Genomic DNA, 13722 nt, shown 5'->3' on the forward strand with positions numbered 1-13722 from the left:
TCTCGCGCATAAAAAAACCGCCGATTGGCGGTCTCTGCTTTATGGCCTAGTAACGTGTGTTACTGGTTGGGTGGTTCCAGTCCGTTGCGTTTATGTAACGCAGCGATCTGCTCATTGTTTTTTCGGCGCTGCTCCGCAAGTGCTATTGCATCTTTGCGTTCGATATCCGCTTCCGCGACTGCATCCTTTCTGGAAATGTCAGCATCTACAGCTGCATCTTTTCTCGCTTGCTCTGCTTCCATCTCAAGCTGTTCTGGTGAAGGCTGCTGCATCATTTCTTGCATAAACTGCTGTGCTGCAGCCGCCGCCATCTCGGCAATCTGGTTTTCGACCTCTACAGGAATTTCAGCGGCTTGCTCATCTTCTTCGCTGGGCAATACAAACTGCTGCCCAGTAGCCTGTTGCATCTGGAGCATGTAATTCTGTGAGATATGTTCTTGAATGTGAGCATGGATTGCCTGGGCAGTTGACTCTTGATCCTTGCCCAGGGTTTGTAATAGCTGTTGGTGTACGATCATATGAGCCTGGTGGTTCTGTTCCGGAAAGGCCCTGATCGGTTTCCCTGTGATCGCATAGACATTTTCCTCAACCGGGCCCATGCGCTTGATGTTCTCAGTGCGTGGAGGGATAAGTTCGTCAATATTCTCGATATTGAGGGCTTCCAGACCGCGCTTATGTAGTGCGCGCTCATCATATAGACCAGGCGAAGCTGTTCCAGCCAACTCCATGACAGCCTGAGTGATAAAATATCTCTGTACATTACTGACCATATTCGGGTCAGATACTGGCAGGACATCTACTCGATCATCAAAATCCTCTTTCAATACCTCTCTATCTTCACCAGGGACAGCATAGGGGTATCTATCCGGCATAAACATGGAATTAAGCCATGCAATTATCTTCAGCTCTTCATGTAGTGATTCATGGATCCGCTTTTGAATCGCAGTGTAAACCCGGCCACCTTCCTCAATTCTGGCAAGCATGGTGCCAACCGGGGTGTTTTGATTCCCCTCACCCACCATGGCCTCGGTGGTTCCAGCAAAGCGTCTACCAAGATTCTCAAGATGACCAAGCAGATTGAACATGACCATGGACGGTTCGCTGTAAGGCAGTGGAAATAATGAGTTCTTCAAATCTTCTGCTTCTACATCAATCTCCTTCCATTCACCCATGCCAATTGCCTGTTCTCCATTTTTAAGGGCTGCACCCTTTGCCCTAAATCCTCCCTGCATGTTGGAAAATCCAGCAGAATCCAACAAAGCACGTAATGAACCTGTTGCCGCTTTCGACAGACCGCCAATCCAATGCAGCAGTCCATAGCCATAAAACCCAAGGCCTGGCATGAATCGATAATGAGTGTGATACACAAGGCGTCGCTTGTCTGGATCTTCTTCTTTCCAGTTGCGGTAAATTCCCAGCACCTTCTCGGAATCACGGTCCACAATCATAGTGTACTGCAGAGCGATGCCGGTCTCTTTTCCAGCCTGCTCGTTATCTTCTGGGTACAAGTCCGGAAATCCTGGCAAATCATACTCACACACACATTCATAAATAGTGTGCCGGTCATCGTCTGTCAGATTGCGGTTATCCTCGCGCCCCTCTGCCTTCTTGACTGTATCGTCAACAATCGTTGTCTCTTCGTGGCTATCTTCGTTGGGCTGACCGAGATCAATGTCTCGATAAATACCTGCCACCTGGCGTTTCCGGACCTCGTTTTGCGTCATCTTGACGCGCTCGGTGTAGCGAGGCGTTGTCTTTAGATCGGTCGCATCGTAGGGAACGATAAAATCAACTGGATCGACCATGCGGCGAGTGATGCCGTCGATAGGGTCATTGTAAGCCTTGGTAAAGATCGAACCAGAAAAAGGCAGCCGCATCAGCATCTGATCCATTTGATCGTAGGCGCCTGGCATCATCTGCGTGTACTGGTAGTTCATGAACTGCTCAACACGCTGCGCTTGTTCTTCTTTTAGAGCATCGGCCATCCCAAGCACCAGCGTCTTGACTGGCCCACCGGCTGGCCAGATCGCTCCTATTGATCTGGAATTGAACTGAACACACGCCTCACCAAGTAACGGGTGAACCGCATCACTGGCGCCCTCAAAGTTTGCTGACGGGACAACCTCAGGGGAAACGCCAAGCAGTTTGATCCCTTCTCGCTCCTTCTTGTACCAAGGTGAACGCGAGTCATCATCATCTCGAACCCACTCACAAACCTTGCGACCGATAGCGATTAGGTCTTGCTCATCCATAACCTCAGCAAGATTGTCGTAGTGTCCTGGCTCCGGTATTTCCTCTTCGGCAAGTGCAGCTGCAAGAAATGCACGCTCCTCATCATCCATGCCTTTCAGACCGTATTGCTGGTATTTCTGCCAAACCTGCTCAAAGTCCAGTTTCGGCTCTTCATCAAAACCCAGGACCACAATAGGTTCGTTCTCAGCAGTCATGTCATGGCTGAGAGGGTTGTATTCATAATTCATGATCGTAATTCCGTCTCAGTACGAAAGCCTGAAATAGTCCCGCACACAGGCATTCCATCCATTTGCGCTGATTTAACAGAGGTGTTTACAATTTCCCTCCATTGATCTGTCTCTAATTCAGGAACAGTACAAAGCCGCATGCGGAAACTGTAAGTATCATCACCATACTTGCTGATTTGAGGCTTTAGCCTCCAGATTAGCAATCCAATATCACCAGACATACAACCAGCGGAAATCTCATTAACTACCATATTTATAAATTTCTCTGATGCGGAAATAGCAAGATTCTTAGACGAATACCCAGCAATTTTAATTACCCTAAAAACATAAGGCTTGGAGTCAACACTACAAAAAGCTCGCTCAGGCCCATTTACTTCATAGATATTTGTTAACACTTCGCAATCATCAACCACTTTCAATCTTTGATGCTGCATACAAGTCATATCATTTCGCTTTGTCATACTGTTTAACCATAAGCTCTACGTTTCTGAGGCTTGTTGTCTTCGTCGTCTTCGTCATTGGCCGGCGCCTCGTTGGGATCTGGCAGATCCTCATCTGGCGTCTTGAGCCACATACGTTTTTTGGTGTACAGAACTGCTTGAGTCACTGTGTCGGTATAGTCAGCTGATGGCGGCGCGCCATTAGGAAATGCGGCCACATAATCGATCAGATCGATAGCCCACTGCCTTTCGGCTGGGTAAAACACCAGGCCTGATTCAAAAAATGGGGATGCCAGTTGGGCGCGTTCTTCCTTGTCGCCAAACTTGTCTGGCATGAATCCTCTGCATGGCACCTTGATTCTTCTCAGATCCTGTAGAATCGATTTACCAGAGGCCTTACGCTCAATCACTGAGGTATCGAGGTTGAATGCCCGATTGTGCTTCTTGGCCTCTTTCTTAAGATCTGGATAGCCAACCCGGTCATGCCAGGCTGCGAGCAAGATCAGTGCATCCCGGCCGGTCTCTTCATCCTCGAAGATGCCCCAGGTTGTTCTCGCTGAGTAGGCTGCTTTTTTGCGGTCCCTCTCGGAATACGCTGTGTCGTAACTGGCAAAGATGTGTTTGCAGAAAGGCAATGGCTTGCCCTTCTCCCATTGGCGCCACCAGACTTTCTTGATGATGCCGCCGCCCTTGGGGGTTGGTCGTTGCTGGAGCTGGCCTGCTGTGCCGTAGTCCCCCAGATCCTCTTTCAGAGAAGCAACTGACTTCTTTGAAAATAAACCGGGAAATAGTAGTTGGCCCCGTTTAGTGCGTGGGTCATTGAGTTCAGGCCTACCAATGTCCTTGCCGGCATCAAATGTTGGCTGCCCCTCATATTCCATCGGGATAACCAGCTGTGTGAATTTCTTGGCCTGCTTCTTCAGGAAGTGGCCTGTCATATCCTCTGTATGCAATCTCTGCATGATGAGACAGATACCACCAGTTTCCTGGTTATTCAGACGGCTCGATAGCTCCTGGTCATACGTCTCTAGTTCAGATAACCGGATTGTGTCTGACAATACGCCTTTGGCGTTATGCGGATCATCGATCAGCATGTCATCGCCACGTTTACCAGTTATCTTGCCCGTGATACCTACTGCTTGCCGGTGTCCGCCCTTGTTATTACCAAACAGCCCTTTGCCAGACTGATCAGCTTTCATCAGTAGCGGCCACCTAGCCTGATACCAATCAGACTCAATCAGCCATTTGTGGCGTTGCGAGTCCCGTGTAGCCAGATCCAAGCCATTAGCAACACCGAGAAAGCGATATGAAGGCCTGAGCGCCCAGGCCCATGCCGGATAGAATACCGATACAACCAAGCTCTTCATGGTCCCTGGCGGGACATTGATGATCAATCGGAGTATTTTTCTGTAAAAGAAAGCCTCCATATACCCACAGAGCGTTTCCAGGTGCCAGTTATCAATCAGTGGCGTACCCGGCTCAACCACATGCCAACCCTGCTTTACAAACTCGTAGAGTGATCCTTCACATTGCTCCTTTGATTCCTGAGTCTTGATTGACTCAATGAGTTGTATGGCTTTCTTCTGCCCCGAGGAGTCTAGCGATCTGATCCTTTCCAGCAGGTCCAAGGCCGAGAAGTTCTGCGAGTTCTTCATAAAGCGTGTCTTTGTTATCCGGTTGTACGGTTTGAACACGCTCTATCCAGGCCTTCACATCAACATGCTTACCAATCAGTTCTAAACGCTTGATTCGGTCTGACAGCTTGACCTTGGTAACTTGACCTATCGCATCATCACCGTTACCAATGGAAGTGACCTCAATACCAGCCAGTAGACCCTGACGCCAAACCAGAGGCATATCATGGATCTTTTTTAGCTGCATGTTCTTATCGTAAATATCCGCTAAATCCGCATTTGCCTCATCTTGGAGTCTTACCAAAAGAGCGTCTGCGTCGATTTTCGTCCTCTCGGACCTTTCTTCAATGGCTTTGGCTATCGCATCCGCCACGAAGGGATGCTTTCTAACTTTGTCCGCGTTCTGCGTGATGTACTTTTCCTTGTAACCAGCCTTTTTCATGGCCTCAACGATATCCATATCTTTAGTAGTCTGGATGTAATCAACAACTGCTCGTAGTTTATCGGTCCATCTCGGACCCCTGTTATAGTTCGCCATGGCTATCTTGAAACTTGTCGGTCGCCCATGCCTAAACGGTATGGAATGGATCCAGCTGTGTGAGTGCAACTGAAGCGGTAATAAACCTTGTCTTCTGGCTCGTACCCTTTTTTATCAACTGGCGCCGTGAATACTCCATCAGTAACATCATGCCAAGTTGCATCAGCATCAGCATCAGTTTCAACAAGATGTCTATCATAAGATCTTTGAAGCTGGATACTCGCATTCCATCCGCTACCGCCAAGAGTAAAATTGAAGTCTCCGTTGTATCGACCGATCTGGATGCTTTGGCTAAAGCCAGTAGCAGTGAAGGTGCCTTCTATTTTTCGCATACTGTTTTCCTCATGCGTCAATAACTGATGTGATAATAGAGCTGTGTATATTTGAATCGTCTTGACCGACCGATTGCTCCGTAACATTAACTGTAATCGTTGCTGTATCCGTCAGAGTGCCAGGATCTTCAACCTGCACTGTCAAGCTATACGATGCTGTTGTAGCTCTATCCAGAGTATTCACAACCGATAGAGCGCCAGTGTTCGTGTCAATCGCCAGGTCGTTGTTTGTGTTACCAGCTGTGATCGTGTATGTCAGCGCGTCGTCGTCAGTCGCCTGGACAGTGCCGATAACTGTTGGAGCTTCTGTGTCGTCTGTCACATAAAATATTTGGTTATTGATTACTGGCGCAGAGTTAGCGATTGTAGTTGAGGTAAATGTGTCTGTGACAACCGTGTTAAGTGCCAGTGTCGTATTGACAGCAGTGCTATAGCTCCCGCTCGATGTATGTCTCAGCTCGATCTGATCGCCGAGTTGCACATTTGTTGGAGCAGATGACCAGGCACCCGCGTTAACTCGATATTCGCCGCCTGTGACTGAAAGCGGAACATTCTGCCCGGCGTCCACCCCCGCCACAGTGATGGCATTGGATATCTGCTCTGTACTCCTGACAGCGTCGACGACGTCGGTGAAAGCGAAAGCATCTGGAGTTATGTCAGCTCCTGCTGATGTTGTCGCGTTGACTAGGGTGGGACTTGCCTGGATATTAGGTGTGGTCTCGTCGTCTTCTGCGACAACATAGTAATCATAGGCAGTGCTCGCAGACCCTGTGTTGAAGGTCATTGACGCCTGTACTGCTGCGGTTGCCGATACACTCTTTGCCTCGGGAGCTGGTGACCCAGTGCTATCCTGTCCATCTCTAACTTGAGCAGAGCTTGGCGCTGTCGCTCCGTCTGGCAGTCGCACCGCGTAGATCGTGCCGTCCTCATCCAGAGTGGCCTGGATGTCATGGCCCGATGTAGTCGGGTTGGCAGCAGCGGGGCCTGCGCTAAAGACAGGTGCTGTAGTATCAGGAGTTGGGTCGGTCGTATCACTCGCGCTTACCAGCTGATCTGAGTAAACACCCTGATTGTCTTGCAGGTTATGGCAATAGTACGTCGTGCTCCCCGAAAGACCGGTAGCTGCGTCAGTCTGCACACCTGCCGCAGTGACCGTCTGACTCCCAAATGCAACAGCACCTACACCATTAATGAGATCGGCATCGCTCGGTGGAGTGACTGACGTACTGATATACCAATGCCAGGTGCCGCTGCCGACGTTCGTTGATACTCCAACATCTGCCGTGTTGTGAGCAGTGGCAGACAGTGCTGGGTTAGACAGCCCCGGCTTAGCAGCCAGCGTAAATGCCGCAGGTCCATACATCGTATTAGTCGATGTATCCCATACATAATACTGACCGGTTACTGTGGCGGGGATTGCTTGAGAGTAAGAGCCATCTGTTGACCACACAGCGGTCGTAGTCTCAATGATCGGTACGTCACCATTGGCCATGGTGAGCGTGAAGTCCTCCAGCGCCATTTCTTGGACGGTCTCTGAAGGTTCCGCAACGGTTGACCCATCATAGGTAAAAGACTCATACCCTGTCGGGACAGTTAACGTAATAGCGAAACCTGTGGCGTTCTCACCTCCTGAATCATTCTGAACGAACAGATATGCTGCACCCGGAGGCAATCCAACTGGAACAGTGAAGGTAATCGAGGTGTCATTCCAAACTGTTTCTGTTACCGCTAAATCAGTTCCAAGCCCGTCTGACTGAGTATTGATCCTAACCTGGCCTGTGCCTTGAGTAGCCTCGAAGTCAGTGCCGGTTATTACGTTGCCAGCAGAACCAAGCTCTACATTCTCGTCAGTGTTGACATCAGTAATGACTGGATCAGTTCCACCTCCGCTCTCAGTGTAATCGATGACTAAGGTCATCATTACGGTTGCGCCGTCCAAAGCTGTGCCGGTAAAGGCCGTAGTTGCTTCTGTTACTTGCCTCAAAGCAACGTTAAACGTCGAGCCGATACGAGCTTGAATATCAGCGTTAGCTTGAGCGCCTAAATCAGAGACTGTCATTAAACCAGCAGCTGGAAATGCAGTTGTAGCGTAACTATTAGCAACGATCCCGCAACGATCGTAGAAAGTCTGTCCAGTATCAGTGATCGCATCACCAGATCCATCACCATTATAGGGGAGGATGTGATGCAACTCTGTCGTATTTCCGGGTGTCTCAGCCGTAAGTTCAACATCAACTTGATTTATTGTAGATCCAGCCGGTATTGCCGATATAGGAAACCTACCAGCGAGCCGGTAATCGTTTGTCAGCTCCCATGTACCAGTCCGGCGAATCGCGTTTACGTGTATGTAGTCGCTATTCCTGCCGGTATAGACATCATCAGCGTCGATTCTGATTACAGGCATGGCTATCTATCCAACGTTGTTGACATGTAAAGATCATCGATCCATCGACGAAGAGTGGTTCCAGTCGGGAACGTACCGGAATTTGTGTAGTTGCCTCCAAACCACATATTCGTCCAGTCTTCACCAAGAGTTAGACAGACAAGAGAGCAGCCGCGTGTAGACTGTCTCCAAGGAACAGAGGTGTTGTTGTACACAAGTACGTCATCAATCCAGATCTGTAATATGCCGTCATTGGCATCAACAGCCGAATCCAGCACCATCCAGGTTTCGATCTTGTACCAGTGATCGGCTCTCAAATATGGCAACCCGTTTCCAAACAAATCCACCGCGCCGTACCAAGCTATCAGATCAAGATCACCCAAGGCTGAGTTCATCCCTCGACCATATGATTCGTTTGATGCATAGCCATCGTTCCAAACCATTTTTTCACTATGGTACGCGTAGCCATTCTGGGGGATACCATATCCTGTAAAGTAGCGACCCGTCTTTAATCCTCTTGGCCAGTTGCCGATCCACTCAGGCCCGAATCGTTCGTATTTACGGGTGAACAGAGAATTGGTAGTGCCGCCTACTCTTGTGCGGATGTCGTTAACCTGGAGATTGACCTCAGATTCATCCTGCGTGTAATTGATCTGGATACATCGAGACCCAGAATGAGGAGCGCCATTAGCTACGGTGTCAACAACCTGAGCAGTGCCGTTGTTATACCAGTTAATCTGATCAAACGGATGATTTGCACTTGAGCCGTTGTAGATATCGCCGAGAGGGTGCTCCTCGCAATCCCAAGAGAAAAGCTGTCCAGCCCCAACTGGAGGAGACCGTTGCCCGAGCGGATCACTTGATAGTGATCGCACCGTCATATCCGGGAGTACAAATTAGGTTTCCCATCAGTTGCCGCCCCCGCCTAGTTTCGGGAAGTGACCAGTCAGCCACGCATAGATTGATACAAAGATCGCCATCTGAGCCAGCCACTTTGCAATCTTACCCAGTGACATCGCTATTTTTTTACCGCTAACATAGGTGTTCCATCCGTCTATCAGGCCCCTTGTTTCCTTGCGCATCTCCTCAATGCCTTCGGCGTTCTTTTTACTCAACTCTGCGTTGTCCTTAACGACAGTTAATATCTCGTCCCACTTTTCCTGCTCATCTGCTCTATGCTGATCGAATTCAGTTCTGTGCTGCTCAAACTCATCTCTGAACTTCTGGAGCTCCGCGTCAGACCATCTACTGTTCTCTGGCATTAGTTACCACCTGCCTTTCGTCGAGCTTCTTGATCTGCTTTTGCAGCGTCTGCATATTGAGCAAGAACCTGTGTCTTTTCTTTACTGCCGGCACTTGACCCAAGCCAGAAGGTCAGCACCATTCCGAAACCAGTACCTAAATTTCCAAGCAGTAGATAGGTTAGGTTTTGACTGCCTACCGGGATCTCTTCTGTCATCACGTAAATGATTGCTATGGCATAGCTGAGTACAACAATGACTGATATCAAGACCGCTCCGATTGATATACCAAGCGTTTTCCTGGCATCCTGAGTATCAAGCGTCCTAATTCGGAGCTCTTCAAGTTCTGCCTGACGCATCTCAATGCGAAACTGCTGAATAGACTCAGGGTTCCCCAGGATCTCAGCAGCCATATCCTCGAATTCTTGCGGTGACTCAGGCCTCTTACCCAAGATCCGCTCAAAGATGGATGAGACCATTGCGCCTGCAGCAGGATTGCCGCCTGTTGCAATTGTGGTGGCCATACCTGCCACCGTTGGTGCAATATCCTTTGCCACATCAAGTAAATCATCAAAGAAGTTCACCAGCGAAACCTCCGCTTGAAGTACAGCATATCGATCTGCTCCTCATCACCAGACCAACCAAAGTAACGCTCGCCAGGCCAGCCGCGCAGATAGTGAGATAAATGGCCGTAGCCAACCTCGTAATCATCAAACTCATAACCAATACCAAGGACAGCAATCTCTTTGCCTCCCTCGAAATCGTCGTCAGATTTGAGGTTGTAACCAATACCGGCATCGAAGAACCAACCAGCATTCAGCGGAAAGCTGGGCAGCAGAAGCCAGATGAAGATGAGGTGCTTAAAACTCATACCTCACCCCGCAGCCATAAACACGGCTGGTGCCTATCGTGTCCATATCGCCAACATCGAACATCACATTACAGGACGCCGACACATCAGAGATCAGATCAACCGTAACCTTGGCCATGAGCCCTGTGGAGAAATCACTGTAGGTATCGTGGTGTTCTTCGATTTGAGTAGGACTGACTGGTAACCAGGAATGCACCTTTGTCTTTCGATGCTCGGCAAATCCCCCGGCATACCCAGTAAAGCGGCCAACTCGATATCCACCCAAAGCAAACACACCAATGCTGTCTTGACGAACATGAAGATCTCCGAGTTCCGAATGACCGATTATCTGGCCTGCTGGATCAATGTATGCGCCATAAGTAAAAACAGAATTCCCATCCCAAAAGCAGCGTGATGCCATAGCTCCATAGCGCTTCATGCGCTGTTCGCCGAATAGCTTCTCACTGGTTGATCTGCCCAATTCAAAGAGCTTCTGGTCAAAGTGGGTATCTACCCGGCCTTCTGTCGTGTGGTCCGAAGTGAAATACAGAAGCTCGACTGAGTAGCATTCATCATCCGCAAACGCCGCAACAGTGAACAGGACAAGGAAAACAGCAAGAATCGCTGTGTGGAATAGTCGATGTTGGAAGATATTCATATCTGATCCTCCAGGAAGTGATACGGGTTAACTACCTGACCAGAGCGGTCAAGTACCTCAAAGTGAAAATGGGGAGTGATTCCCGGATAGATTGCCGCGATATCCTGGACAATTCCGAGCGAGCGCCCAGGATGTATGCGATCTCCAACCATTACGGCTGGCGTCACGTAAAAGTAACGCACCTTCACCCTGCCAGTTGTCATTACTTCGACGTAGCGCATCGCCTTTTTGAGATAAAACTTCCTGCGCTCATCCTCATTACTGTAATCTGCGCTCAGATCATCCTGAGAATATGGGTAACCGATCTTTGTTACCTCGCCATGGCATACGCTTAGCACCTCAAAACCAGGATAAGCGACAATATCAATCCCTTTATGCTTTCGAGAGCCACGCGGTGCACCGAATTCACCACTTCCCCAATTGTCTTGACCTCGCACAGATGTACGAACAACAGGCAGCTTCATTTGATTCCGAACTCCTCAGCCAACTTGGCTACAAACTTGGTCTTTGGATCTGGGTAGATAATCGTCGGTAGCCTGGGTTGTTTAGCAATTGCCATGTCTTCCAACCGTTTTTCAAGCACAGCAACTCTCAGAACCAGCGCATCAAAGGCTTTCTGATCAATAGTTGGCATGATTCTTTCTCAGCGAGGTGCTGATTAGTAAAAATTAGTAAATTGATTTGCTTCGATTGTTGTCACACCAGCACTTGAGATGTGCCGGTAATCTTGCCTTTTCGGCTTTCGTGACTTCTTTCGCTGTTGCTTGGCGCCAGAACTGGACACCATTGATGATTCTTGATCTTACCCAGGGTCTCATTTTGTTCCAGGCAATTAAAAACCCACCAGGGCTAACCGTAGTGGGTTGTGATAGTTGAGTGAATCACCTGGACTCACTCGCCCCGAGCCTATACGGCAAGGGGTAGGTTTTAGGCTGCTGCCCCGTTACCAGGACAGCGCAACTGTTTCTACGCTTGGTAGATCAGATGATTGGTGGAGCGGGCTGGATTCGAACCAACACGGAACTAGCCGACCGCCGGGTTACAGCCGGGTGCTCTACCTCATGAGCGTCCACTCCTGTTTGCTCAGTCTATTCGGCAAACTCCCACTGAGCTAGGAGTCTGTATACCAGCACCCGAAGGATCTGGGACTGCCTTATTGTTCAGGCACAAAAAAACCGCCTCTCGGCGGCTTGGGGGGACTTCTGCGAAACTACAAATATGGTAGTCTCTCAGCGGAAAAAGTCAAATTTTTAGTTTATATGGCCACATACTCATCAAACGGACTCACTAAATCAAACCCGATCGCACCAAGTTCTTCCTGAGTCAGGAACCTATCAAAATATTCTAGATTAGTCTCATCGGTCTCTACCAGAAAAACTTCTCCACCAGGATTGATACCGAGATCATGAGTTTTTTGAATTGCATGGGCAGCCCCACAGGCTTGAGTGATGATTACGCCAAGAAACTGACTGCCTTTTGGCCTGTCTGGATCACAGAACGATAACCACCAATTTTTTATCTTACCATTCCGGAGTTCTTTAGCTAACTGCCGGTCGAATACAATATGTCTCTTGCGTAAATTCAAGTCGCCACCTCACTTGTTTTCCACCGAAGCGCCGCAGAGCCTTCGACCTTTTCAAGTTCACCCTGAAGATCTGGTCCTTTGAAATCTCCCATCATCAACGGCGATTCACCTAAATCTCGAAGGGCTTGCGCTAGACTGCAGTTCTTTTCATGCCCTATTGAGCTCGCCTCCATGTGGCAAGGGTGGCCATGCCATGATTCTGGCACGCCGCAGCACTCAGGGCACTGACCATTCCCCATGCTCCATTCCTTTTTCTTTAGATACTTAACTGCGCTCATCATGTCACCTCAATGTCGTCAGTTTTTGCCCACTTCTTCATTGCCTGCAATCTTGCCGATTCCTCTGCATGCCCACTATAAGTTACACTTGGCCCTTGTGACTCACAGTCATTATTGTCACACTGAATCCAAGCGTCGTTCAGGTAGGTTGCGAAGATTACTTTTCTGCTGCCGCACCATGGACAGGGCGCATTTGTTTCGAAGTCATCGGGTCCGCCGATTTTTTTGAAATAAGTCTTATGGCTCATGGTAACTCCGTATTTTTCCTCTGAACGTACCGATACCCCTCCTGGGCCCATCCGTCCAGAACCTGATAGATTGACTCGTATCGCTTGCGCCAAGTCTTGTAAAATGTCGATTTATCCATTCCCATGTATTTGGCTTTGGCCTTGTCCTCCCTCCACTTCCCTGGGTCTCGAACCTCAAGCAGGGCTATCTCGGACATCTTGCGCAAATACTCCTGGCCCTTGGGAATCCTCCAGCCATTATCAGCCGCGATATCGGCAGATGCTATCCATAAACGATACATCAGAAAGTCATGCTGTGACTGATCTCCTGCCCACTTATACATTGCGGCCTTAAATTGGAGATTAGGCATACCTCTACACATGCCTGCAGCAGTTGGCTGATCTAGGTCAGGGGATGACGTTGACCTCCCGACATTACGAGGATTTACCGGGTGAGCTGTCATTGCTGCAAAGACACGAATTGGATTCACTCTTTAATTCTCCATTTCTTGCAGTACCGTGGTGCCGGGATCTGCCCGATTTTGCAATAATCTGAATCCCAGGCCTGGTCATTGTGCTTACACCGCTTACACCCCTCCTTGTCTCGTATCTCTGCCAGCTCTCTCAGATCCCATACAGGAGAATCTACGACTAAAGAGGGATCTCCATACCAGTGCTTGGGGAATGCCACCTATTCGGCCTTGTCATAACGTCGATAAAGTAACTTGATTCTAATTCCGCTTGCTTCAATTACCTCACCGCAGAGAATTGAAAATACATCTGACCACGACAGATAAACAGTGTCAGACGTAAACGGATTTCTACTTATTCGCATGATACCTCCTGATCCAGCCTATCCGCCACATTTCTAAGCCACTGAGCCATCTGGGCTATGTTCTGATGGTCTTCTGTTTCGAGAGCCGCGTCTGATGCGGCCATTACCAGGGCAACAGCGGCATCCTCATAGTATCCTGTCAGTTCTATAGCCTTGTCTTTCAGATCGTCTGCTGCAGCCCACACAGGATCTTTGGCTTTTACTGCTGTGTTTAGTGGGATTACGTTATCCATTGGCTTTT

17 protein-coding genes and 1 tRNA gene are annotated in these 13722 nt (G+C 49.0%); all 18 read right to left on the minus strand.

Annotated features, from left to right (window positions below; translation table 11 throughout):
• Positions 1-59 precede the first annotated feature (59 nt).
• Positions 60-2480, minus strand: a complete 2421-nt coding sequence (locus AC4IE8_RS20310; protein ID WP_490791867.1) for a hypothetical protein — start codon at positions 2478-2480, stop codon at positions 60-62.
• Positions 2477-2941, minus strand: coding sequence for a hypothetical protein (locus AC4IE8_RS20315; RefSeq protein WP_490791868.1), 465 nt, complete (start codon positions 2939-2941; stop codon positions 2477-2479). Before AC4IE8_RS20315 ends, AC4IE8_RS20310 begins: the two co-directional genes overlap by 4 nt.
• Before the next feature lie 5 nt (positions 2942-2946).
• Positions 2947-4575 (minus strand): phage terminase large subunit, encoded by a 1629-nt coding sequence (gene terL, locus AC4IE8_RS20320; RefSeq protein WP_490791869.1) that lies wholly within the window; start codon positions 4573-4575, stop codon positions 2947-2949.
• Positions 4481-5092 (minus strand): terminase small subunit, encoded by a 612-nt coding sequence (locus AC4IE8_RS20325; protein ID WP_490791870.1) that lies wholly within the window; start codon positions 5090-5092, stop codon positions 4481-4483. Before AC4IE8_RS20325 ends, terL begins: the two co-directional genes overlap by 95 nt.
• A 2-nt stretch (positions 5093-5094) precedes the next feature.
• Positions 5095-5424 (minus strand): hypothetical protein, encoded by a 330-nt coding sequence (locus AC4IE8_RS20330; protein ID WP_490791871.1) that lies wholly within the window; start codon positions 5422-5424, stop codon positions 5095-5097.
• A 10-nt stretch (positions 5425-5434) separates the two neighbouring features.
• Complete coding sequence (locus AC4IE8_RS20335) at positions 5435-7828, minus strand: cadherin repeat domain-containing protein (protein ID WP_490791872.1); 2394 nt, start codon at positions 7826-7828, stop codon at positions 5435-5437.
• A gap of 2 nt (positions 7829-7830) precedes the next feature.
• Complete coding sequence (locus AC4IE8_RS20340) at positions 7831-8682, minus strand: hypothetical protein (RefSeq protein ID WP_490791873.1); 852 nt, start codon at positions 8680-8682, stop codon at positions 7831-7833.
• 33 nt (positions 8683-8715) lie between these two features.
• Positions 8716-9069: a hypothetical protein gene (locus AC4IE8_RS20345; protein ID WP_490791874.1), complete on the minus strand. Its 354-nt coding sequence runs from the start codon at positions 9067-9069 to the stop codon at positions 8716-8718.
• Positions 9069-9632 carry a hypothetical protein gene (locus AC4IE8_RS20350; protein WP_490791875.1) on the minus strand — a complete coding sequence of 188 codons (564 nt, stop codon included), beginning with the start codon at positions 9630-9632 and terminating at the stop codon, positions 9069-9071. Before AC4IE8_RS20350 ends, AC4IE8_RS20345 begins: the two co-directional genes overlap by 1 nt.
• Positions 9629-9919: a hypothetical protein gene (locus AC4IE8_RS20355; protein WP_490791876.1), complete on the minus strand. Its 291-nt coding sequence runs from the start codon at positions 9917-9919 to the stop codon at positions 9629-9631. The genes AC4IE8_RS20350 and AC4IE8_RS20355 overlap by 4 nt, the downstream gene beginning before the upstream one ends.
• The gene (locus AC4IE8_RS20360) at positions 9909-10556 is read right to left on the minus strand and encodes a hypothetical protein (protein ID WP_490791877.1); all 648 of its coding nucleotides are present in this window, start codon (positions 10554-10556) and stop codon (positions 9909-9911) included. The genes AC4IE8_RS20355 and AC4IE8_RS20360 overlap by 11 nt, the downstream gene beginning before the upstream one ends.
• Positions 10553-11020 (minus strand): peptidoglycan DD-metalloendopeptidase family protein, encoded by a 468-nt coding sequence (locus AC4IE8_RS20365; protein WP_490791878.1) that lies wholly within the window; start codon positions 11018-11020, stop codon positions 10553-10555. The genes AC4IE8_RS20360 and AC4IE8_RS20365 overlap by 4 nt, the downstream gene beginning before the upstream one ends.
• On the minus strand, positions 11017-11190 hold the full coding sequence (locus AC4IE8_RS20370) for a hypothetical protein (RefSeq protein WP_490791879.1): 174 nt from the start codon (positions 11188-11190) through the stop codon (positions 11017-11019). The genes AC4IE8_RS20365 and AC4IE8_RS20370 overlap by 4 nt, the downstream gene beginning before the upstream one ends.
• Before the next feature lie 355 nt (positions 11191-11545).
• A tRNA-Tyr gene (locus AC4IE8_RS20375) sits at positions 11546-11632 on the minus strand.
• A gap of 179 nt (positions 11633-11811) precedes the next feature.
• Positions 11812-12141, minus strand: coding sequence for a hypothetical protein (locus AC4IE8_RS20380; protein ID WP_490791880.1), 330 nt, complete (start codon positions 12139-12141; stop codon positions 11812-11814).
• 277 nt (positions 12142-12418) lie between these two features.
• Positions 12419-12667: a hypothetical protein gene (locus AC4IE8_RS20385; protein ID WP_490791881.1), complete on the minus strand. Its 249-nt coding sequence runs from the start codon at positions 12665-12667 to the stop codon at positions 12419-12421.
• A complete protein-coding gene (locus AC4IE8_RS20390; protein ID WP_490791882.1) occupies positions 12664-13017 on the minus strand; it encodes a hypothetical protein in 354 nt (117 codons plus the stop codon). The genes AC4IE8_RS20385 and AC4IE8_RS20390 overlap by 4 nt, the downstream gene beginning before the upstream one ends.
• A gap of 454 nt (positions 13018-13471) precedes the next feature.
• Positions 13472-13714: a hypothetical protein gene (locus tag AC4IE8_RS20395; RefSeq protein WP_490791883.1), complete on the minus strand. Its 243-nt coding sequence runs from the start codon at positions 13712-13714 to the stop codon at positions 13472-13474.
• Positions 13715-13722 lie beyond the last annotated feature (8 nt).

Source organism: Candidatus Thiodiazotropha sp. AKAK2 (assembly GCF_058244685.1).